Origin of the sequence: Mesorhizobium sp. ISC25, from assembly GCF_042295465.1 — a bacterium.
GTDB lineage: Bacteria > Pseudomonadota > Alphaproteobacteria > Rhizobiales > Rhizobiaceae > Mesorhizobium.
This window is the reverse complement of record NZ_CP135441.1, coordinates 6,029,848-6,051,739: the sequence shown is the minus strand read 5'-3', so window position 1 is coordinate 6,051,739 and position 21,892 is coordinate 6,029,848. Positions and strand designations below refer to the sequence as shown.

At 60.0% G+C, this 21,892-nt stretch carries 19 protein-coding genes and 3 pseudogenes; 9 read left to right on the top strand and 13 right to left on the bottom strand.

The genetic code is table 11. The features are described from left to right. Positions 1-46 precede the first annotated feature (46 nt). Complete coding sequence (locus RQ479_RS29730; protein WP_376706041.1) at positions 47-364, top strand: hypothetical protein; 318 nt, start codon at positions 47-49, stop codon at positions 362-364. Positions 365-967: 603 nt separating this feature from the next. Here RQ479_RS29730 and RQ479_RS29725 read toward each other — a convergent pair. Further along, the gene (locus tag RQ479_RS29725) at positions 968-1,195 is read right to left on the bottom strand and encodes a DUF982 domain-containing protein (protein WP_376703372.1); all 228 of its coding nucleotides are present in this window, start codon (positions 1,193-1,195) and stop codon (positions 968-970) included. An 851-nt stretch (positions 1,196-2,046) separates the two neighbouring features. Between RQ479_RS29725 and RQ479_RS29720 the strand changes: the two genes are divergently transcribed. Then, a complete protein-coding gene (locus RQ479_RS29720) occupies positions 2,047-3,009 on the top strand; it encodes an alpha/beta fold hydrolase (RefSeq protein ID WP_376703371.1) in 963 nt (320 codons plus the stop codon). 119 nt (positions 3,010-3,128) lie between these two features. On the opposite strand, the gene RQ479_RS29715 is transcribed toward RQ479_RS29720, so the two are convergent. Beyond that, the gene (locus RQ479_RS29715) at positions 3,129-3,650 is read right to left on the bottom strand and encodes a hypothetical protein (RefSeq protein WP_376703370.1); all 522 of its coding nucleotides are present in this window, start codon (positions 3,648-3,650) and stop codon (positions 3,129-3,131) included. Positions 3,651-3,888: 238 nt separating this feature from the next. Here RQ479_RS29715 and RQ479_RS29710 point away from each other — a divergent pair, with 238 nt between their 5' ends. Further along, positions 3,889-4,119 (top strand): hypothetical protein, encoded by a 231-nt coding sequence (locus RQ479_RS29710; RefSeq protein ID WP_376703369.1) that lies wholly within the window; start codon positions 3,889-3,891, stop codon positions 4,117-4,119. Between the two features lie 130 nt (positions 4,120-4,249). After that, a complete protein-coding gene (locus RQ479_RS29705; protein ID WP_376703368.1) occupies positions 4,250-4,636 on the top strand; it encodes a hypothetical protein in 387 nt (128 codons plus the stop codon). 125 nt (positions 4,637-4,761) lie between these two features. Here RQ479_RS29705 and RQ479_RS29700 read toward each other — a convergent pair. Next, positions 4,762-5,387 (bottom strand): annotated as a pseudogene (locus RQ479_RS29700) (IS1 family transposase); the annotation flags it as partial. Positions 5,388-6,011: 624 nt separating this feature from the next. Further along, positions 6,012-6,401, bottom strand: a pseudogene (locus tag RQ479_RS29695) (adenylate/guanylate cyclase domain-containing protein); the annotation flags it as partial. A gap of 436 nt (positions 6,402-6,837) precedes the next feature. Here RQ479_RS29695 and RQ479_RS29690 point away from each other — a divergent pair. Continuing rightward, positions 6,838-7,257 (top strand): VOC family protein, encoded by a 420-nt coding sequence (locus RQ479_RS29690; protein WP_376703367.1) that lies wholly within the window; start codon positions 6,838-6,840, stop codon positions 7,255-7,257. A 366-nt stretch (positions 7,258-7,623) separates the two neighbouring features. Here the strand turns inward: RQ479_RS29690 and RQ479_RS29685 are convergent, their stop codons facing one another. Both RQ479_RS29685 and RQ479_RS29680 read right to left on the bottom strand, forming a co-directional pair. Beyond that, positions 7,624-8,730, bottom strand: coding sequence for a tetratricopeptide repeat protein (locus tag RQ479_RS29685; protein WP_376703366.1), 1,107 nt, complete (start codon positions 8,728-8,730; stop codon positions 7,624-7,626). Between the two features lie 671 nt (positions 8,731-9,401). Further along, positions 9,402-10,043 (bottom strand): peroxiredoxin-like family protein, encoded by a 642-nt coding sequence (locus RQ479_RS29680; protein WP_127206661.1) that lies wholly within the window; start codon positions 10,041-10,043, stop codon positions 9,402-9,404. 454 nt (positions 10,044-10,497) lie between these two features. On the opposite strand from RQ479_RS29680, the gene RQ479_RS29675 reads away from it, so the two are divergent. Next, complete coding sequence (locus RQ479_RS29675) at positions 10,498-10,662, top strand: hypothetical protein (RefSeq protein ID WP_376703365.1); 165 nt, start codon at positions 10,498-10,500, stop codon at positions 10,660-10,662. Here the strand turns inward: RQ479_RS29675 and RQ479_RS29670 are convergent. From RQ479_RS29670 to RQ479_RS29650, 5 genes and pseudogenes are all read right to left on the bottom strand, one after another. After that, positions 10,659-10,874, bottom strand: coding sequence for a hypothetical protein (locus RQ479_RS29670; RefSeq protein ID WP_376706030.1), 216 nt, complete (start codon positions 10,872-10,874; stop codon positions 10,659-10,661). The genes RQ479_RS29675 and RQ479_RS29670 overlap by 4 nt on opposite strands. Positions 10,875-11,153: 279 nt before the next feature. Continuing rightward, the gene (locus tag RQ479_RS29665) at positions 11,154-14,624 is read right to left on the bottom strand and encodes an AAA family ATPase (RefSeq protein ID WP_376703364.1); all 3,471 of its coding nucleotides are present in this window, start codon (positions 14,622-14,624) and stop codon (positions 11,154-11,156) included. Beyond that, positions 14,621-15,880 (bottom strand): exonuclease SbcCD subunit D, encoded by a 1,260-nt coding sequence (locus tag RQ479_RS29660; RefSeq protein WP_376703363.1) that lies wholly within the window; start codon positions 15,878-15,880, stop codon positions 14,621-14,623. The genes RQ479_RS29665 and RQ479_RS29660 overlap by 4 nt, the downstream gene beginning before the upstream one ends. Before the next feature lie 157 nt (positions 15,881-16,037). Then, positions 16,038-16,303, bottom strand: a pseudogene (locus tag RQ479_RS29655) (BrnA antitoxin family protein). Positions 16,304-16,629: 326 nt separating this feature from the next. Then, positions 16,630-16,884 (bottom strand): helix-turn-helix domain-containing protein, encoded by a 255-nt coding sequence (locus tag RQ479_RS29650; RefSeq protein WP_376706040.1) that lies wholly within the window; start codon positions 16,882-16,884, stop codon positions 16,630-16,632. Between the two features lie 391 nt (positions 16,885-17,275). Here RQ479_RS29650 and RQ479_RS29645 point away from each other — a divergent pair, with 391 nt between their 5' ends. Then, positions 17,276-17,527, top strand: a complete 252-nt coding sequence (locus RQ479_RS29645; RefSeq protein ID WP_376703362.1) for a DUF6074 family protein — start codon at positions 17,276-17,278, stop codon at positions 17,525-17,527. Between the two features lie 189 nt (positions 17,528-17,716). Here the strand turns inward: RQ479_RS29645 and RQ479_RS29640 are convergent, their stop codons facing one another. Further along, positions 17,717-19,099: an IS1182 family transposase gene (locus tag RQ479_RS29640; RefSeq protein ID WP_376701895.1), complete on the bottom strand. Its 1,383-nt coding sequence runs from the start codon at positions 19,097-19,099 to the stop codon at positions 17,717-17,719. Positions 19,100-19,138: 39 nt separating this feature from the next. After that, complete coding sequence (locus RQ479_RS29635; protein WP_376703361.1) at positions 19,139-19,363, bottom strand: hypothetical protein; 225 nt, start codon at positions 19,361-19,363, stop codon at positions 19,139-19,141. 264 nt (positions 19,364-19,627) lie between these two features. On the opposite strand from RQ479_RS29635, the gene RQ479_RS29630 reads away from it, so the two are divergent. After that, positions 19,628-20,305, top strand: coding sequence for an RNA polymerase sigma factor (locus RQ479_RS29630; RefSeq protein ID WP_376703360.1), 678 nt, complete (start codon positions 19,628-19,630; stop codon positions 20,303-20,305). Positions 20,306-20,514: 209 nt separating this feature from the next. Next, complete coding sequence (locus RQ479_RS29625; protein ID WP_376703359.1) at positions 20,515-21,867, top strand: hypothetical protein; 1,353 nt, start codon at positions 20,515-20,517, stop codon at positions 21,865-21,867. Positions 21,868-21,892 lie beyond the last annotated feature (25 nt).

Here is a 21,892-nt window from a genome sequence, read left to right as displayed (position 1 = left end):
AGAACTAAGGGTGAGGAACGAAGAGGCACGGCGACCGTTCGTGGTCATGGGGTTCATCATGTTTCTTTTTCAAATCCTGCTACCTCGCGCGGATAATTCCGGCAGACCGTTCCCCAAACAGGAATTCGACCGGATCAAAGAGGAACTGGCCCAGCAGTTCGCCGGCGTCACGGCTTTTTTGCAGGCACCTGCCGAAGGACTGTGGCGGCAAGGCGGCGAGTGCAGCAATGATGAAATCGTCATCTTCGAGGTGATGACGGAGGAGATTGATCTGCGAGCCTGGCGAACACGCCGTGCGGACCTTGAGCGACGCTTTCGTCAGGACGAGGTGATCATCCGTTACTCATCGATCGGCGTCGTGTAGGATGCGTAGAGCTTCGCTTCCAGCGGCGGGCAGGTTCGACGCAGGTTGACCAGAACGGCAAAGGTGCGGAGCTCGAAGTCCGTCACACGATGCACATCAGCTCACGGCGATCAGCAACTCTTTCCAATTTCGCTGCCCGACTACCAGTGAATAGCAGTGCAGCGATGGAGACACCATCAATGACCTTGCGGGAGTGCTGTCCCGATGGATGGCCGGTACCAGCGCCGGTTGGGATAGGCCCCCCTTTCCGCTAGCTAGGCGCCTAGCCGTCATGTGACGACCGGACTCGGGGGCGAAGCTCGACCCCTTCGGGATCATGAAGAGCAGCACGACAACAATGCTATGGATGCCAGCACGAGGGCTGTACCGGCTACTTTTCTAATATCTCAACCCATTTAGTCGACCGGGAACTTGCAGGGTAACAGGCTTCAACGTCGACTGCCGGACCGGCTGGATGTGCATGGATGTTGCTTGCGCCGCGAAGTGCTATCGGTCCCGCCATGGTCGATGTCCGCTCCTATGGCCCCGCCTCGGAACGCGCCGCGAACGGATTTCACGTCACGTAATCGCGGTCCATGTGTATGGGATGATGCCCGCGGGCTTTTATCTAAGCAGCCCTTGTTCCATTGCAGCCGCCTTGAACGCGTCGAACGCAGCCTGTTGGCTGCAGTGGCCTGCCATGCATTCCTGGATCAATCGGATCGCTTTGAGCCGTCCTTGCCTGCCCACATACGGCCACGGTTGTTCAAGCGCTTTTGCGGCGTCAGCTATCGTCTTGACTACCGTGGCGTTGCGATCAAGGTAGATTGTAATCGGAAGGAACGCCGGCATTCTTATCGCTCTCCGCGTTGGGCGCGGTTCAACGCGAACACAGGGCGGAAGTTGCATGAACGGGGACAGATTCCGTCCCTAAAGAGCGTGCAGCGCTGAACCGGCTAGGGCCTTGGCTGTCGCCCACCCGCGTCGCCTTTACCGCTTTCGTGTCGCCCGCGACGAGGGTGGCGTCTCGGGCAAAGAATCTGCAGCAGACTCGGTTGCGCCTGAAGTTGGCGCATCAGCAAGCCCGGACCGGAAGCAGATGTCCAGCCATTGCTACCGGATGGGCGGTATTCAGCGCAGCATGGCCGCTCCGATAAGACTGCCGCGGCCAGCACGATGCTGGCGGCAATAACCGGGACTGGCTCCTATCTGCGGGTTGGACGTCCGGCTCGTCCTTCAGCTGGCGCATCGCATTGGCATAGCTCGCCTGGTTGTTGAACTCCGGCGGTTCACGGGGCGGGGCCGGGTTCTTCGGCGGAGCGTTACCGGGATTCCGCGTCCGTCTCCAGGGGAGCTGCGGCTGGGTCGATCCCCAGAGTCTTATCCCCTTCGCGCCCGGCCTCGATATCTCCCTTTGCCCGTGGCGGGCTTCGCCCAAACGGTGCTGCGCCGGTCATCATCGAGACCCTTCAAAGCATCGGCGTCAAGCGCCTAACCTACGTCCCATTGCAAAGTTCCGGCGAGCGGAAACCAGCAGAGCCTTCTTCGAGGAACAACCGGCGATCAGGCGGGTTGGGGGCAGCCAATCAGGAGAGCAAAGATGTACTTGGTGAGCCACGCGCCGACATGCGCGGCAGTTCGGCAACAGCATCAGGGCATTTCGAGAGCGGTCACGCCTGTCCACTTTGCGCGCGGCGGCGCTAGTGGTCCGCGGCACGAACAAGACAACAGCAGCCGGCGCCCTGCTTGGCGCCGGGTTGGCCGGCCTGGCGCTGTACAACAGCGCTCGCGCCAGACGCGCGCTTTTCTCGCATGGATCGGGGCGCTTTATCGGGGTGGCGGGGGTGCGCCTGCACGTCCTTGAGCAGGGCAGCGGGATGCCGTTGATCCTGCTGCACGGAAACGGCTCGTCGGCCGAGGATTTCAGAACCAGCGGCATGTTCGACGAAGCGGCCGGCAAATACCGGGTGCTCGCCTTTGACCGGCCCGGCTTCGGCAGGAGCACGCGGCCGCGGGGCAAATGGTGGACGGCGGCCGCGCAAGCTGATCTCATTCATGCCGCCGTCGCGCAGCTTGGGATCGAAAGATATCTCGTACTGGGCCATTCCTGGGGCGCGTCGGTGACTCTCCAACTCGCCCGCAGGCACCCAGCATCAGTTGCCGGAATCGTGCTTGTCTCAGGTTATTACTATCCGCCGCCGCGCCTGGGCCTTGCACTGGCGGCGCTGCCGGCCTTGCCTGTCGCCGGTGGTGTTTTCCGCCACACCCTGCTGCCGCTGCTTGTGCGGCTCACCTGGCCGCTCGCCATGGGCAAGATATTTCGCCCCGGCATCATCTCTGCGGCATTTGCTTCGGCGGCAAAGGACATCGCCAGCCGGCCCTCACAGCTGCGGTCGATCGCGGCCGAATCGGGATTGATGCTGGCCGACGCGCTGGCCGGCGGCCGCTTCACCCGCTCCGATGATCTGTCGCTGCCTGCCGGCATTATTGCCGGCGCCGGCGACCGGTTGTTCGATGCGAAAGCCGAGGCTCTTAGACTGCAATTGGAAATTCCTGGTTCCTTTGTCGATATCATTCCGCAGGCCGGCCACATGGTCCACCACACCGCACCGCTAGCCGTTCTCGCCATGGTGGACAGGGTCGCTGCCGCGGCCAGCATGAAGTAGACCGGCACTGGCACATGATCCCGATAAGGTGGAATTCCGCGTTTCGGAAAGATCACGCTCAAAGCAATAGGTAGAACCCTGTCCCGACTCTTTCGGGTGGCCAATCCGATGATATACGGTCACGGCGACACCCATTCACCAAGGGTTTCGCTCGCCAGGTCAATGTGGAATAGCCCAAACCAGCATGCAAAAAGCCCGCGCCTTCCGGGAGAAGGACGCGGGCCGATCGGTGCTACCCGATCTGGCAGCATTCTTATAAGGAGGGACTTGCTGCGTTGAGATGAACCGTCGCGCCGGCCCGGTTGTTCCAGCGAGTAAACAAAAACCCGCCGCACATCAAGTACGGCGGGGCCGATCAAACGCTGTTGCACCAGGCGGGGGACTCGGGTGGGCGGGCTTGCCAGGCGCGCGCGGATCAAGTCGACATTAGGCTGATGAGCTGTAACAGGTCCACCAACTGGCGCTGGAACAAAAAATTCGGCCACCGACAGGTCATCCGGGTTGCTGTCGCCAGCGACCAAAACGGTGCCGGAAGTGATTGCGGATGTGGTCGTTGAATAGCGGCCTCTGGCGAACGCGGCCCGGAGTGCGGCAAAATCTCCGGGGCACTCCCTCAACTCGTGCTGCTTGCTGCTGGCCACGAAGGACACCGAGGATTCGTCTGTCCGATCGTGTTCGTGTCGAGGTGGCGGCAGGTAAAAGACCCGCTGCCGAGCTGGCAGGGGCGGACAAAGCCGTTCCCGAAATGTTTTTTTGGTACGTTTCGAACGTTGGGTTCGAAATAGGTTGGGCTCTAGGTGAATCACTGCCGTCCGCAGTTGCAAGGGCGAGCGGACGCTTGAAATGCCACGCGCTTTCGCCCTCTTTGGGAGAGATGCATTGTCGCTTCAAGGCACCGCCTGTCCTGCCGACCTGGCCATGTTGACCAAAGCACTTGATGACCGCTGCCGTGAACTAGGCCTCGCTGACGGCGATCCGGGCAGAGAAGTCCTCGGCCGCAGGGTGATGGATTTGTTCGCCAGTGGTCAGCTCAGCGCCGAAGATTTGAAACTGGCTCTGAGCGGCGAGATCTTAAGCGCCAAAACCCGCCGGCCGGAGCTAGTGAGTTGAAGGAACGATGCCACGGTTTTTCTTCGACGTCACCGATGCTGATGCGGCGCATCGGCTCCCGCTAAGGCGCGCCTCGCCTCGGGAACCCTTCAACCACTTTTGCAGTTAAGAGCACCTGCAGGAGTCGGGCATGAGAGTATTCCCCCGCCGAATTTTGCGGCTCGCCGTATTCGCTTTGCAGATTTCTGCCGGGCAGTCATTTGCTCAGACCGACCACCAAGAATTGCTGGGCCAAGGCGCATCACCGACAACCAAAGATGCGCAGGGTGCCGGCGTCGACGTTTCACTTGGCAGGCAAGAGGTGAAACAGCAGATCGCAAGGGAGCTTGGAATCTCCGAGGTGGAGGTGCCCCTGGCAGTTCATGTCCCCCTCGAGCTCGCCAAGCGGGTCTGCGAGAACGAGGTATTCGACGCACGCGCCAACGTGAACCGAAGTTGCACTGCGACGAAATACATCCCGGAAATCGCCGAAGCAGCGCGAAATCATCCGCAAACCTCTGCGGTTCCGGAGCAATAGTCGAAACCAAACCCTGCATGCCTGAACCCACTGGCAGCGGAAGCACATAGAGCCGCCCTCTCGGGAGAGGAGTGAGCGCCGGTCCGAGCCGAATCGGCAAGCTACGGCACCCGGTGGGCCAGCGCTCAGGGCGCAGGATTGGTTTCGCATCCGTCCCGTCGCGCCTTCGGTGCGCTTGCCGCACCATCGCGCGAGGTCGCTGTCGGGCTGACAGAATAGCCAGCGCCAGCAGCCATCGCGGGGGTGACATTTCGCATGAATGCGCACGAAATTGTAATACATGAATTGCAGTTCGCCCGCGTTGGCGTGAGCCTCAAGCTTCTTGGAAAAGCCGTTTGTCAGGCGAGTGAAGCGGCGCATGTGCATCCGCATCGTGAGCTTCTGGCGCTCGGCAAATGACGTGCTAATATGCCGGGGGGTTCGGGTTGCCCTCGATTGGGGTCTTACGAGCGCCGGTGCATTCGGCGGGGCTGTAGCGGCCCTTGGCTGTTTCCGGCGAGCTACCATAAAGCTTGACCAGCATGGCGTAGTCGATGTCGCCGCCAAATGCGCCCTCAACAGCCTCCAGATATGCCCTGTGCCCGTCGCTTGTTAGCTGGACCCGATTAGCAAGGCGCTTTACTAAATCGTCCATAAACACCATTGCGTATTCACTGTCGCGACCGCCGACCAGCCAAGACATGACCAACTTCGAATCGGCGTCAATTGCCGTCCAAGTCCATGTGTCGCCGGCACCTTCCGGTGCTGCCTCGTGATGGTGTTCTTCAGAGCAAAATAGTTCACCTCATAATCACGGTCGGCCCGTAGCTGACGGTAGCTGCGGGGCAGACGGCGGCAAGAAAGGTCGTTGCGGATCGACCATTGCCGGGTATGAATTTTAGATCGACCTCGACAGGCCGTTGCTATTTCTGGATTCCGAGTGGAATGCGCCTCGACTGCCGGCAGATCGACACAAGGATCGTCACGGCAGAACAATCACTTTGAGGCGACAATTGAGAGCGATAACCCCCCGAGCTTCAAAGCCAAAAAAGGTAAGTCGGCGGCCCATCTTTCAATGAGCATTGCCTGAACCGCCGACCTGCGGATTGCCAGTGGCCCCGCGATTCGCAGCTTTGCCGGAACGATGCCGTGCCGTCCAGCAATGTAGGCGTGTACAATTCCAGGTGCGGATGTTTTCAAGAGTTCTGCTTTAAAGCTCTTGGTCAGCGCTTGCGCAATCTGTGCTGCCCATGAAGTTGCGCAGCACGGGTGAGTGGGTGAAGCGGGCTTGCGCCGTCGCCTTGGGCGAGCGGATCGGTCTCACGCGACCAAGGGATCACGAAGCCCGGCCCGCCGATGCTGCGGGCTGACAGGATCAGATGAGCTGGCGTGACGCGATGCCGCCAGGCTCGGCAAGTTGTTCTAGTCGCGCCGCGATATTTACGCCCTCGCCAAACCGATCGTCACCCTCGACAATCACCTCGCCAAGATTGACGCCGATGCGCACTTCGATGCGCTCGTCTTTCGGCAACGAAGCGTTTCGCTCCGCCAGCCCACGTTGCAACGAAACCGCGCATTCCATCGCCTCGACGACAGAAGAAAACTCCGCCAGCAGGCCGTCGCCCATCAGCTTGAAGATAGTGCCATGATGACGCGCTACTGTCGGCTCGAAAAGTTCCTTATGATCGGCGCGCACCCGTTCATGCGTACCCGCCTCATCGCGCTCCATCATGGCAGAGTATCCGACAACGTCAGCAGCAAGGATGGCGGCGAGCTTGCGGTCCATTTCGGAGCACTCTGTCGGCGGCCAACCACGGAGGCGAGGTGGCAAACCCTCCCGGTTCCAATCAGTTTCGCCTATCAGGACCTTACCCGCAAGCGGCTGCCGGTTACGAAACGACTTGATTGGGGCCGACTGCCGACCGTCCGCTGCTAGGTATGCTACGGGAGAAGCGGACAATGACCGCCCGACGCCGAAATGAACGCGTATGCAGTACAACGTAGGCTCGGCTCAACATCAGTGGCGCTTGGCCGGCGCCTATGGGAGAGCCCGCTGCCGTTCACTGCTGCCTTCATCGCAGAGATGCTGCTGTGCCTCGGCATCTGTGCCGCTGCCGAAGATTTAAAAAAGTTTAGATGCTCTGTCGTTTCTGCGGGCGGTCGACCGTCTTCAAGAGGAACCACCCGCTGACTGGCATCTCAACAACGAAAAGGAATATTTGATGAGCAAGAAGATTTTTGTGAGCCTGCCAGTTTCCGACGTGAAGGCGTCCGTGGCATTCTATGAATCCCTTGGCTTCGAGAAGAAACCCAAGTTTCCCGATGAGACGGCTGCCTGGATGGTATGGAGTGCCCACATCAACTTCATGCTGCTCAGCCGTGCCAAATGGCAGACCATGACGACCCGTCCGATCCCGCCATCAACCTCCAGCGAGGTTATGCTGGCGCTGTCCCTCGACAGCCGCGACGGCGTCGACGCGATGGCTGCCGCAGCTGCTGCGAACGGCGGCACGGCTGACATCAATCCAATCGAAGATCACGGGTTCATGTATACTCGCGACCTTGCTGATCCCGATGGCCATGCCGTGGGCGCGATGTGGATGGACGTTTCTGCAATGCCTCCTGGCGACGTTGCGGACTGACATAGTTTACCCGACCAGCCCCAAGGCCAGAGGCTTATCTATATGCGATATGAAGCATAACTCGGAGTCTGAAATGGGGCCGTTAGCGGACTAACAGCTCGTGGTGGCCACGGAGCAATACAAGACATTCAAATTGATGGGTCTAAAGCGCGTCGCGTTCGACCGGCCTCATGCGATGCGCTTTAGGTTCTTGTTTTTATGCATGTCGTTGCCGCAAAACCGCTGCACACTTTTGCGCGACATGCATTGTGGCCTCTGATCGGCCCGAAGCGGACGTCGACCATGGGCGGCAAGCCGTCGCCAAGATGAGGAGGAGACTTCCTCTGTTAGCCGTTTTGAAGATGCCATGAGGTGCACTCGTTGCAACTAGGTTGCCAGCTCAAGTATTTTCTGCCAGCGAGGATGATTGTGAAGCTTGGCGAAGTCAGAGTCCTGTTTGACCCATGCCTTGGTCTCGTGATTTGCCTGCGGAAGCAGATGCGCCAACAGATCTAGCGCCGGCTCGGCATCATCCAAAAGCGAGTAGACGCAAGCAGCATTGTATTGGGTTAGAACATCGTCGGGATCAATGGCCAACGCACGCGACGTCCATTCCCTCGCACGGGCGATCTCTCCAATTTCGGCTAGCGCAAGGGCGCCTAGATAGGCTGGACGCGGGTTATCGGGATGCATAGCCAACTCGCCTTCGGCCAGCTTAATTCCTGTGCGCGCTGCATCGATAATATCCTCGTCCCGGCCCAGGGAACGGTAGATCTGGATCAGCAGGATCTGGCTCTGGTAGTCATCTGGCTTGATCTCAACCGCCCGTTCGTATAGCCGCGCGGCTTGATCGAGTTTGCCCTGCGCGAAGGAGGCACGAGCGAAAAAGTAGTGGGCTTCGTACAGGTTAGGATTCAGGGCAATCGCGCGTTCGAATTCCGTCTCAGCCTCGGGATAACGCTCCCCGAGCGACAAGGCCAATGCGCGCGAAGCATGAGCCTCGGACAGGCCACCCTCAAGATCGAGTGCCTTGGCGCTGGTGGCCAGAATACTCTCCACTGCTATATTCTCATAATAATGCAGAAACAAAAAGGAGTCGCAGTCGGCGATCCCGGAATACGCTCGGGCATAAAGCGGATCAAGCTCGACCGCTTTCGAAAACATTCGCCTCGCAAGCGTGTAATATGCTCTCGAGTGCCTGTGCAAGAACTGGCGTCCTCGAAGATAGTATGTGTAGGCATCGATGTTTTCGGTTGGCGCTTGGCCAACGATCTTTTTCTCCTCCGGCAGAAGCTTTACCTTCAGTTGCTCGACGATCGTTCTCGTTATCTCGTCCTGGATAGCGAAGATATCGGTCAGGTCTCGGTCGTAGCGGTCGGCCCATAGATGGAGTCCGTCCTTCCCGTGGATGAGCTGAGCTGTTATTCGCACACGCTGCCCAACCTTGCGCACACTTCCTTCCAAAACGGTCGTGACGTTGAAGCGCCGGCTCACATCCTGTACGTCGACCGGCTTGCCCTTATAAGTGAATACAGAATTACGGGCGATGACCGACAGGCCTGAGATCTTGGAGAAGTCAGTGATGATGTCCTCGGTAATCCCGTCAGAAAAGTATTCCTGCTCGGGACCAGCTCCTTACGGTGAAGCTTGAGCGCGGCAAGTGTGGCGACCTCATTCACTCCCATGAGGCGGCTGGATCCGACGACGTCGGCGGCAAGGATGGCTGCGAGGCGGCGCATAAAGTTACCTGTCGTATGGGTAAATTTAGAGCTTTCAGTAGCAGGTTCCTGCCGCTACGCCATGAGAAATCTACTCTCCAGGGTTAATGGCTCGATGGCCTCCTGAATGTGATGATGAGCAAAATCCTCGCTGTGTGTGGGAAGCCACGAAAGAAGAGGAAGTTAATATCGACAGGCCCGATTGCGTTGGATCAATGCTTTCTTCCTTCCAACGTAAACGTCGGCAGTTGGCGCGACCCGCGCTACAGCTTGCTGTCGGCAATGTCTGCTTTCGGGCAGTGGCAGAGTACTCTCTATGGCGGAGATCGGCGCGAAGCGGTCATCCACGATCTTCAGGTTTTGAACCCAGGACGGGCTGTCCCCGGTAGTGAGCGGGAAGGGCGCGGTCGTCGAGCGAGTTTTCAGCAGCCCATTTCCGCAGGCCTATTAATGTGCAACTTGGGAAGCTGCCGACATCAATTCCTCGGGATTCAGCGCTCTGAAGGTGTTGAGGCCATCCTCCAGAACTTCAGTGAAGTTCCAGCGTACGATGCCCGCCCGGTCGATTAGGAACTGACCGACAAGCTGCGCCTGGCTGGAAGCCATCGCCTGCTGATCGACTTCCGTAATCTCATAACCTTCCTTCTTGTTAAGAAATTCATTCATTGCCATGACGTCCATAGGCTCGGGCAACTCGCCCGGGAGATGGAACGGTATCGCCATGACCGTGTCCATCCCGACCTCGCGCAAGCCGAAAGCACGGTGCGAGGCTCGCTCCGGGTCGGATGCGGCGAGAAGATCGGGTGCCGGGTGGTAACGGAAATAGAGCCGCGCCCGCTCGACCGGCGTATTGACCACAGCCAGGCATTCGACGCCTTTCTCACGCAGGGCCGGCTTGAGTTGCGCCATCGCCGCGACATGGCGCCGGCAGAACGGACAGTGCAGGCCTCGGAACAAACCGATCAACAACGGGCTACGGCCTCGAAAATCATCGAGCGCGATCTTGCCTTCCCGTGAGATCGCATTGAGCACAACATTCGGTGCCCGGTCGCCCGGCTGCAGCGGGCGGTCAACACTACTCGTGGACATGGACAACCTCCTCGCCCCGGATAAGCACACCCAGCCATCCGGAGTTGAGTCCGTGCTTGGGGGGCCAGGGCAAAAATTGCTTTCGACCTTTGCCATATTGCCGAGGTCGAGATTACGCGCGTTGCAAGTGCATCATAACACGAAAAAAGCCTCTGCGGGTCGGCCGTTTCGCGAGCCGTCGCGAGCGCTGTGGTAAATAGTGTATCGTCTCATCCGTGCCATGGGACGACACAGCGGCGGGACCGATTGGATCTTCACATGCCTGCGGTGTTCAAGTCTTGAAACTTGGGCGGCTTCGACGTGCCGGGACGTCAAATGTAGCGCTCCCGAATGCTGCTGCGCTGAAGGTCAGGTTCCCGGCCTCGTTTTGGACGTTCAAATCTGCGACGACCAAGGTCGAGATTGGATCTTCGTATTTCGCCACGATTGGCGAAGGTCCGGTTGTGGCGCGGCCATGACCTCCAGCATTGTCACCCGCGATGTCCGCTTTCGGGATGCGCCTATGGCCTGCTCAACGATCGACATGCGGCGCAGTCCCGACGTCCAGATGGCGAACCGCCGGACCGGCCCGAGAACTCCCAACGGCGCGCTTGAGATCACCCGAGCGCGGCTCTACTAGTCCGAAAACCTCACGCTCACGCCGTGCTGCCGAAAATAGGCCTGCATCAACTTGCGCCCCGAGCGGTTGTTCTGCGCCAACTTGGTCGGATCGAACACCGCCTGTTTTATCCCTTCTCGTGTCAGCGCTGCTTTAAGCGTCGCGATATGTGCGTCGATGTCGGCATTGTCCGCCCGGAGGGAGGCATAGATACTTTCGGTCGCCTGGGCCATGGTCGGTTCGCTCACAGGTGTCGTCCTTTGGTTGGTTGAGCGGCGGCTTACCACAGATTCGCGGCTCCGCCGATACCGATGCAACCGTCAATCGTCCCTACCGGCATAGCAGGTTCCTGGCGCGACCCGACACCCAGTTGGTCGCTGGAGCTGCTTTCTGGCAACCGCAAAATTGGACTCTAGGTCCAAGTTCAGGCGCGAAGCGGTCATCCAAGGTTCCGCCTACGGAAGTCGTCTTGGTAAGCAGGGCATCAACTCATGCCACGCGACTGCAGGCAATTAGGCTAGCTCGTGGATCTTTACACCCGGCACGACAGCCTTGGCGATCTCGCACAGGTGCTGGTGATGCGTCAGATAAATCACCTGACCCGCACTGGCCATCTGACCAAACAACCTGAAAACCTCCTCGGACCGGAAATGGTCGAAGGTCTCCATGATGTCATCGGCAATGAATGGCACAGAGGGTCGAAACTGGGCGAACTCGTAGTATCCGGCAAGCCGCAGCGCCAGGTAGAGCTGAAAACGCGCCCCCTTTGAGAGCGCATCGGCGACCTTGGACTGCCCGTCGCGCTGCAATGCGATGAGGACTTCTCCGCCCTTCACAGGTTGGGTCGCAAGCCCCGAATACTGACCGCGCGTGATGAGTGCGAAAGCATCAGATGCCCGCTTCATCATCCCGGAGCGATGGCGCTCGCGGTACACGCGCAGAGCGTTCCCGGCGGCCATCACGCCCAGTTTCAGCTCGACGTAGCGGACTGCCTTTTCTTCGATTTCCAGAAGAACGGTGCGGCGCTCGGCATCTATCCGCGCGACCGCGCTGTCGCCGCCGATTGCGTCCAGCTTGTCGGCCGCCCGGGTCTGGCGAATAAGCTGCTGTTGTATCGCTGCATCGAGATCCCGAAGCCGCTGCTCACTTTCAGCCTTCTCGACCAGGAGGCTATCGACCTCGACACAATCCAGCACGGAATGCGCCTGGTCGAAGCCTTCCACCGCCAGCTCAGCCGACAACTGCTCCTCAAGCTCGGCAACGGCAGCGCGCAGACGATCCCTTTCCCGTAGCAACTCGTCGCGTTCCACGACTTCCGACAAGGTGGTGACGCCGAAGGCGGCCAAGACCTCACTTTTGCGTCGCCCATGCGCCGCTGTCTCGAGATTGAGACTGTCACGAGCGTCCTGCAGGCGCTGCAGGTCATTGATGAGGTTTGCCTTCATCTCCCTGGCGCGATCGGCGCGCTCCAGACGCTCAGTTAGCCGAATGGCCAACTGCTCCGGTTCCTCGCGGTTCGCCGGCTCACCCGCTTCAGCCGCGGCAGCGGTGACCTCGACAATGAAATTGTCTCTGTCTGCCTCCATCTTCTCGATGCGGAGCTGCATGGCATCCCGCTCCTGGATGCTTTTCGACAGCTCAGCCAATTGATCGAGCACGTTGCCGACGCCGGGCGCCGAAATGCCGCTTTCAAGCCAGGTGCCGGCAAGCGCTGCGGTAATGCCGGCCAACCATTCCTCCTCGCGCCTTTCCGCCACGTCCAAAGCCCGCCGTCTGGCGGTCAGATCCTCCTCTTTCGCGCTCACTGTCTTAAGCGCCTCGGCACGTTCCGCATCGACCTTGAGCTGCCTGTCGAGGAACAGTTCTGCAACGGCCATGACCGTCTCCAGGCTGTCGCCGGGTTCCGAGTCTATGCCGACGCTCGCCAGCGCCCGGATCAACTCCAATTGTACCTGCTCTCCCTCGTCGAGCGCGCGGCGGGCCTTCTTGCGGGCCAGCTCGATGTCCTCCCAGGCCGCGAGCGCATCACTGCGGGCAGAGGCGCGATCCTCGATCGTTTCGATCAGACGCTCGGGCGAGAATTCCAGGCACTCTGCCAGCAGCTCGCTGGCCACCGCGCGAAGTTCGGAGAGTAGAGCCTGATCGTCCAGGTCGATCTGCGCGAGCTGGTCGCGGATACGTGTGATGGTGGCTGTTGTTTCAGCGAGGCTGCGGATTGTTGTCCGGATCTCGGCGAGCTCTCGCGCGTTGGCCAGACGAACCGCTCCACCACTGTCGTCACGCGCCAATAGCGCCTCGAATTCGTCCGCCGTTTCGCCGCTGAGCTCACCTCGATGCCTCGCCCAGGCCTCGTCCCGGGCACGGCGAATGGCGGAGGCCGCTTCATCGTCGGTTACATCGACCGAGGCACGAAGCGCATCCAGGCGCGCCGAGAGCAGGTCGTGACTGTCCTGGTGTTCGGCGAGACGTTCGCAAAGGACAGCCCTGCCCTTTCCCAACCCTGCTGCCCGAGTTTTCCACGCGCCAACCTGACCAGCACTCGGGACCGGCAGCCTGGCCAGTGCCTGGGCATCTCCGGACCAGGGATGCAGGCGAGGGATTGCCTCCTCCCATCGAACCGTGCCCGCGTCCTCCGCCTCGCGCGCCATCCTGAGGTCTTTCAGGTGCCCGCTGGCTCGCGCCTTCGACAAAGCCGAGGCCAGCCTTGCCCTTGCAGGTTCGGGTACAGCCCTCTCTTGCCCAACCCGCTCGCGTGCCGCCTGCAGTGCATCGAGCGCGGCCGCGGCTTCGTCGCGGGCAACGCGCACGCTGGTGGCGATTCCCGATCGCTCCTCAAGCATGGCGCGGACAGCGCCAACGGTGGCAGCCGGCAAAAGCAGCGCAGTTGGATTTGCCTCGGACGACCTCCCAAGGGCGGCAAGGGAAGTCGCCACGGCCTTGTCGAGTATCTGCAGCTCGGTCCTGCGACTTGGCAGGTCCAGGCCTGCGGAGACATAGCGCACTTTGCGGTCTGCCAGCGCCCGAACCCCCTCGGAGATTGCCAGGATCGCCTCGTCCACATCGACCGACGCGATTCTCATTGTCACGCGCTCGGCGTCGTCGATGTTCCCGGACAGCCGCGTTCTGAGGCTCGCGTCGTCATCGATCAGTTCGGCGACGCTGCCTGTCCAGGTTCGCAGTGGTGAGGCGGTGTCAGGCAACTCGGCAAGCTGGGCCGCCTTGCGTCGGATGTCGGCGAGGATCGGGATCGCGCGAAGATACGTGGCAATCGTGCCGAGCCGAGCCGACAGCAACGACCGTTCGGCGCTACTGCGGCCATACTTTTGCGCCGCGTCGAGACATTCGGCCTCAAGGCTCTCAAAAGTTGAGGCCAAGGTGTCGATCGCGTCCCTGCGTGACTTGAGTTCCGCAAGGCGCTTCTTGAGCAGCGCAAGTTCGGTCCCGTGCGCCTGCTTGCGATAGAGCCTGTCCGCTTCGGCCTCCAGGGCGCTCAGCGTGTCGCTCGCATGCCCAAGACCGGCGCTGGCGGTGAACAGGAGCTTGCCCAGGTCGCCGCGGGACTCCAGGATTGATTTTCCGCCTGCCTCCAGCGTCTCGTCGTCCAGCGAGAACATGGTCTCGTATGCATCACGCGACAGACCTGCGAGATGCGCCGTTATCGCCACCTCGCTCACCGGCTGGTCGATTGCGTTCAGCAGCGAGTTGGTGCGCTGCTTGGTGCGCGTGAATGTGTGCTCAGTGCCGGCGAGTTCGAGCACCCCGCCGATACGCATCGCGCTATATTCGTGCAGGAAATTGTAGCGGCTTCGTTCCTCGATGCCGAACAGCAGGTCCAGGTAACCGGAAAGGGCGGTCGACTTGCCCGCCTCGTTCAGCCCGAACACAATATGGAAGTCGGGACCGGCCGGAGGACTTGGGCCGAAGTCGATCGTCCCATCGGTGAACTTTCCATAGCGAATGAGGTCAAGGCGCCGGAGCCTCATTGCGCCCCACCTGCCTTGAGGCGGGCCGTGACCAGGTCCGCACCGCTGGCAAGCACCCTGTCGAGGAACAGTTCCAGCCCAGCTTCGTCCCGTCCGGCGAAGTCGCGCCCGTCCGGCGGCAGATCTGCAATCATCTTCTGGACAAGCGCCCTCGCCTCGACGCGGAAGGCCTCTGACGTGGCAGCGGCACGCATGGATTGGGCGAGTTCGATAATCGGATCAGCGATGCCGTCGGGTGTTTCCCCGCTCTGGGGAGCGAGGTCAAGCTCAAGCTTTTCAACCCATGTGTCGCCCGTCTGTTCCGCCGCCTGCTCGGCTTCGGCCAGCAGCAGGTCCCTGTCGCGGATCAGCGCCCAGGACAGAGGCGACTCCCCGGTCAGTCCGAGACGGACCACAGCATGGCGGGACCTGACGGAAGCCCGCATATCTTCGAGGGCGGATCGGACGCGGCCGACGACCTCGGACCATTCCATCGTCCCGGTCAGATCTATGCTCACCCGCTCGAACTGCGCGATGCTGGTCAGTCTTTCCTCTATTTCGACGGACCGGTCATCTCGTATCGTGACCAGAGTGACCGATTTCTCTCCTGCCTCGTTGATGTCCCTGCCCTGCGGCATTCCCGGCATCACCACCGCTTTCGCTCCAGGATGGACTTGGCGCGCGTGGATGTGCCCAAGTGCCCAATAGTCAAAACCATGGCCGTGCAAATCAGCAACGCTGCAGGGGGCGTAGACGTCGTGGCCGGGTGATCCAGCAAGGCTGGTATGCATGATGCCCACATTGACCGCCCCTTCCCGGGCGGCCGGATACTTGGGCAGCAGGCTTTCCGGCGCCTTGGGGTTGGCGAAGCTCAATCCATGGAATGCGACGTCAAGCCCGCCGGCGGCCAGAACCACTGCTTGGGCACGGCCACCGAAGATCGTTACCGTGTCGGGAAACACGAGCTGTTTCGATATCCGCGACATGGCGTCGTGATTTCCACGGATTTTGAAAACCCTGATGCCGGCCTGGTGGAGACGGCTCATTTGCGACGCCAGGAAACGGGCGGTTTTCATCGACGTCTGGTCGCCATCATAGAGATCGCCGGCAATGACGAGCGCATCGACACGCTCGGCAAGGCAGAGATCGACAATGGCGAGAAACGCCTGGCGACTGGCGTCTCCGACGAGTTCGGCAAGATCAGGGTTTCGCAGCGCCAGCGAACGCAGCGGGGAGTCGAGGTGAATGTCGGCCGCGTGTACGAATCGAAATGCCATTCGGGTCTCCGCCCACAGAGCATAGAGGGGTTCGGCCGCGGCTCGATGCAAAAATTCCAGGATACGCGTTGTTGGTTGTCCAAAAGGTGCGCAATCGCTTACGCTTTACGCTTCCGTTTCAACTCCATCTGCGTCGCCGCTATCGGGGCCGTGCCGATCAGTAGTCGTTTGATCGTTCGTCATCCGCATTGGTCGGTTTTTTGGAGATAGCGCGCCGCAAGGTGTCGTTTATCCGATCCTGCCAGCCCGGCCCATCTTCCTGGAATGGTCCAGCACGGCCCTATCGATCCTGATCGAGACAAGCTCTCTGACATTTGGAGCAGCCGCCGGTTCGTGAACCGGCACCGCCGGCTTCTTGATCGGCTTGAGGGCGGCTTCGGCGGCTGCCATTGGATTTGTGGGTCGGCGTGGAGGATTTGCCATTTTATGATCCTGACTGGTCATAATGCTTGTCGAGCGGGACTGTGCGAATGCACACCATAACCCATGTGCCGCAGGCCACCGAACGATGGGACAAAAAAGAAAAAGGCCGGACGACAGGCCGGCAGGATAAGGGGCCGGTCAAAGCCCGCAGTCCTTTGGGCCTATTCTCGGCCGACCATCTCAGAGAGGGAATCAAGCATGTCGGCAGCACCCTCCAACATTCCATCCATCTGGTCGGAAGCGCATGGTTCAATGCTTCGACTATCAGTCGCAGATTACACTCACAAGAAAGCGGGTATTCGACTCATTTGCGGATTACCCGCTGATCACGCAGCGTCCAATATGTCCGACTCCGCCTCAAGAATTCCCACAGGTAGGGACAGCGATCTCGCGATCCGATCCCGATAGCCCTTGTTGTACCTCAGACCCGACTCGATGTTTTGAATTTCCTCAGCCGCTAGCCCGCACGCCACCGCTAGGTCATCGATCGAATATCCAAGGTGCTCCCGATAAGCGCGGATGATGTGGGTCCCCTCTGACACAGCCGTTAAGACTGTCTCGGGAATGCGCGAATCCTTCATAGACATCTCCAAAATGAGCAGGATGCCCGCCACAATCGGGAGATTTCCTCCCGACCTGGCGCTCCCAGCAAATCAAATAAATGAGCGTCGATTCGGCCGGATCGGCCTCGTCATGGAATGGGCCACCTGAAATTGGCAGCCGGATCGGAATATGGCGGCTTGCCTGGTTCTGATCAAGTCCAAGAGCTTGCCTGCCCAAATCACTCCCTGCGCGATCCCTCGCGGCTCATCATCGCCGATGAGTTCTTGAACAGGAACTCGAAAGGCCGATGCCGCCGCGACCAGTGGCTTTATGCGGCACAACCCACCGAGCCCGACCACTGCAGCGCTGTTAACCAAATTTTCTAACCCGCCAATGCTTACTCGCGAGACTGAAGGCGTGAGGTGATCGATGGGTGATTCAAACGTAAGCGCGTTTCCGCTGCATCGGCGGCGGAAACTGGTCGAAGGGATCGCCCGGGTCCTGGACTCCAAGAACGGGGAGGACGCGAATGCCTTCTGGCGCAGCACCGCCAAGACAATTCTCGTTCAACTGTCCGAATCAGGAATCGCACCCGAGGTCGCCGAACAGGAAGTTTGTACGCTTCTTCATGTTGTCTTAGCCGACATAGCGGCCCGCAGCGCTGCGAAACTTGCACGATAGCGTCGGCTCACGACGAAGGATCGCCGCGTGGAGACACCCTGAGACTCCGCAAGCGTGCCACCACTGCATCCCGTCAAATGCAAGGCTTCTATGCCGAAACAGCACAATGCGCCGATATCGTTGAAAAAGTCGGCCGCGTCTCGGCCACGACATCGACTGATGTTAGGTCGTGAGCAGACGTCTTCCGCCTCATGCCGGTTTCGGCATCGGCACCGGAATCAGCTTGGCGAGTTTCCGGAGGTTCTGGGCAGTGGCTGCCAGATGGAACTCGTCTCGAGCACCGTTTGGTCCTCGTAGTCGCAAGCGATCCAGCTTCAGGATGCGCTTGAGGTGGGCAAACAGCATCTCGACCTTCTTCCTCTCGCGACGCGAGGTGACATAGGCGTCGGTGGCGGCAATATCGCGGGCCATGTCCCGCGCACCCTCGTGGATAGAGCGTAGGATCTTGCGGGCTGGACCGTTCGGACAGCATCGAGGCTTGAGGGCGCAGACGTCGCAGTCGAGCTTGCTGGCGCGGTAGCGCATGAAGCCCTCGTCGTCGACACCGTCGCGGGGTGAAACGAACCGCCGACGATACTGCCTGAGCTCCTTGCCGCCTGGACAGGTGTAGAGATCGCGCTCGCGATCATAGCTGAACTCTGCCCGCTCGAAGGTCCCATCGCGACGCTCCGACTTGTCGAAGACCGGGATATGCGGCTCGATGCCGCGCTCGTGCACCAACCAGCCCAACATCTCGGCCGAGCCGTACGCGCTGTCGGCGGCCAGGCGTTCCGGATAGAGGCCGAAGCGATCCTGGGCGCGATCGATCATGGTGCGTGCCGCGCCGACTTCCGCCTGGCGTATGGCCCGGCTTGCCTCGACGTCCACGATGACGGCGTGATCCAGGTCGATCAGATAGTTGGTGGCGTAGGCGAAGAAGGCATGCCCCTTCATCGCTCCCGTCCACTGAGCCGCCGGGTCGGACCTCGATATGAACTTCGGCTTCACCTCGCTCGCTGCACCCCACGCGGCATCGTCCAACGTGTCGAGATACTCCTGTACCGAGCGGCGCGTTGCCGCCATCGTCTCCCAGTCGACCTGCTCCGATCCCTCGGCAGAGCGCTGCTTGTTCGCGTCCGCCCTGATGAGGCTGGCATCGACGGCGAAGCCCTCGTTGCCGACGAGACCTTCTTCGATGCAACGGCGCACCGTCGTCTCGAAGAGTTCGCGCAGCAGATCGCTGTCGCGAAAGCGGCCGTGCCGGTTCTTCGAGAAGGTGGAATGATCGGGGACATCACCCTCCAGGCCAAGCCGGCAAAACCAGCGATAGGCGAGATTCAGATGCACTTCCTCGCAAAGCCGGCGCTCGGAACGGATGCCGAAGCAGTAGCCGACGATTAGCATCCGGATCATCAGTTCCGGATCGATCGAGGGCCTACCGATCTCGCTGTAGAACGGCCGCAGATGCGAGCGTAGCCCCGACAGGTCGACGAAGCGGTCGATCGAGCGCAACAGATGGTCAGCAGGGACGTGACGCTCGATGCTGAACTCGTAGAACAGCGCCTCCTGCATCACCGTCGGTTCGCCCATCATCGACTCAATCTCCTTTACCAAGGAGATTGAATCAGTGCTTCAGAGCTGCTTCAAGCCGGAGTTTTTCAACACAATCCGCCAATTGCCGACGCTCAGCGCCAAGACAATGAACGACCTATTTGCGGCCGACAGCGGATTAGCAGCTTCAGGCTGCGGTTCTTCAGGAGCGGACATCCAGGTCGGCTCGGGCATCGTCGTGACCTGGACCCAATCCTGACCTTCCGGGACCCATTTTCCTTCCAGTTCCTTCCAGAAACCGGACATTGGGCCCAACCAGCGCTCGTGACCCGAAGGCGACCTTCATTTCCTAGAAGCGCGTATGACTGCTCTTAGCCGGAAAGCCGACATTTGATGGATGCTGTGCTTGGAGCGCGGGTAATGAAGCGTCATAGCATTGTCGGCATGATAGGCGCCGTCGGCTTGCTTCTCGCCGCTGTGTTTGATTGCCTGTTGCCTTCCACTGATGAAAGAGTCGACTAGGACCTTTTTTGCTGTGACGGCACCGAATTGGTGATTAGATAAGTTGTCATGTCCGACCCACGCATCGACAGGGGCGATGACGGGCGCAATTCCAAGGATGTGGAACTGGTCCGCCGCGCGTTGGCGCGCGACGCGGACGCATTACGAACCATCATGCAGATGCACAACCAGCGCCTCTACCGTATCGCGCGTGGATTGGCCGACGACGACAGCGAAGCCGAGGACATCGTTCAGGAAGCCTATGTCAACGCCTTCGCCCACTTTGCCGAGTTTCGAGGAGAATCGGCATTGTCGACATGGCTCTGCAGGATCGTCGTCAACGAGGCATTAGGACGCTTGCGAAGGAGTCGGCGCGCGGCAGCTTTTGCAAAATCCGCGGCACGGGCCAATGCCGAAGTCATACAGTTTGCCGGGGACGCAGAGCGAACGGTGGCGCAACGACAAATCCTGAGCTTGGTCGAACAGGCAACCGATAGGCTGCCCCCCGCCTACCGCGTTGTTCTTATTGCCCGAGCAATCGAAGGACTCTCTAATGACGAGACAGCGGAACTGCTCGGCGTGCGTCCCCAGACAGTGCGGACGCGGCTCCATCGCGCTCGCCGTCTCCTTCGCCAAGAGCTAGACGAGCAGATTGGCCCCGTGCTGCTCAATGCCTTCCCCTTCAAGGGCCGACGCTGCGAGCGACTAATCGACACCGTTATAGATCGCCTTCGTTTTCCAGCCTGACTGCGTGACGGAAGGTCTTTCTGCGCCTCTCTCTCCCATGCCGGCAGAAGGTCCATGCTCTATCGATCGATCGGTTTTCGCGCCGGACGCGGGAACGTTTTGACGGTTCGGTCATCCAATATTGTCAGCCAGATTCGGTAGCCACGCAATCGGGACGTCGCCGAACGGGTAGACCAACTGGAAAAACAATATTTCGGGAGGACAAGGCAGTGTCAGCACGGTTCAATCGTATTGGTGTCTCCTTTGTCATTCTGGTCTCCGCGGCTTTGATTCCGGCCGCTGCCCAGACGGGCGCAAAAGGATCGGTCAGTGGAAAGGATTTTGACGCCGCCGCGGCCGAGCAGGCCAAGCGATATCTCAAGGAAGGTCGCGAGACTTTCCGTTTCGATACCTTTGGTAGCGAGGAGTTTTGGGGCGGCAAGCTCAAGCTCCATGAGGCGATCGCCGGGGAGAAACTGGGCGGGGTCGGACCTGGCCTCAGTCCGGAAATGGCTCTCGAACTTGGCCTCAAGGTCGATGTCAATGCAATTCCGAAGGATGTGGCTGCAGCTCTCGACAAAGGTGAGGTCGACCTTACCGATCCTGCAAGCACGCTTCTCCTGCTCAAAGCCAATGCCGTTGTCGGGGTGACCGGGTTCTTCGCCGAGGACGGAAAGACGCTGACTTCGGTCGGCATACAATGTGCCGTGTGCCATTCGACCGTTGACGACGCATATGCGCCAGGCATCGGGCATAGGCTGGACGGCTGGCCGAACCGCGACCTCAATATAGGCGCTGTCGTTGCATTGGCGCCTGACCTCACGGCGTTCACCGAAATGCTGCAGATATCCGAAGCGGAGGTGAAGAAGGCAGTGGAAGCATGGGGCCCTGGCAAATTCGATGCTGAACTGAACCTCGACGGCAAGGCATTCCGGCCGGACGGCAAGACGGCCGCCACGCTCAATCCACCTGCCTTCGGATTGGCCGGTGTGAACAACCATACATGGACCGGAGCCTGGGGCACGGTGAGCTACTGGAACGCCTATGTCGGCAATCTCGAAATGCACGGCAAAGGCGTTTTCTACGATCCGCGCCTGGACGATGCAGAGAAGTATCCGGTCGCAGCGAGAACGAAACAGGGCGACAAGCAGGACGAGGAAGACCGGATCACGGCGAAGCTGCCGGCGCTTCACTTCTATCAGCTTTCGCTGCCGACCCCGAAGCCGCCCGAGGGCGCCTTCGACAGTGCGGCGGCGGAGAAAGGCGAGGCACTTTTCAACGACAAGGCCAAATGCGGCACTTGCCACGTGCCGCCACTATTCACCGAGCCGGGATGGAACCTGCATACGGCCGATGAGATCGGGATCGACGATTTCCAGGCGATGCGATCCCCGGACGAGCGTTACAGGACGGCATCGTTGCGTGCACTTTGGAACACGGAAAAAATCCACAAGGGCGGTTTCTACCACGACGGGCGATTCGCCACCCTCAATGACGTCATCAAGCATTATGACGACCATCTGGGCCTTGATCTGACCGATCAGGAAAAGAGTGATCTGATCGAGTACCTCAAGTCGATTTGACCCAGCACTTGACGGCGTCGGCGTT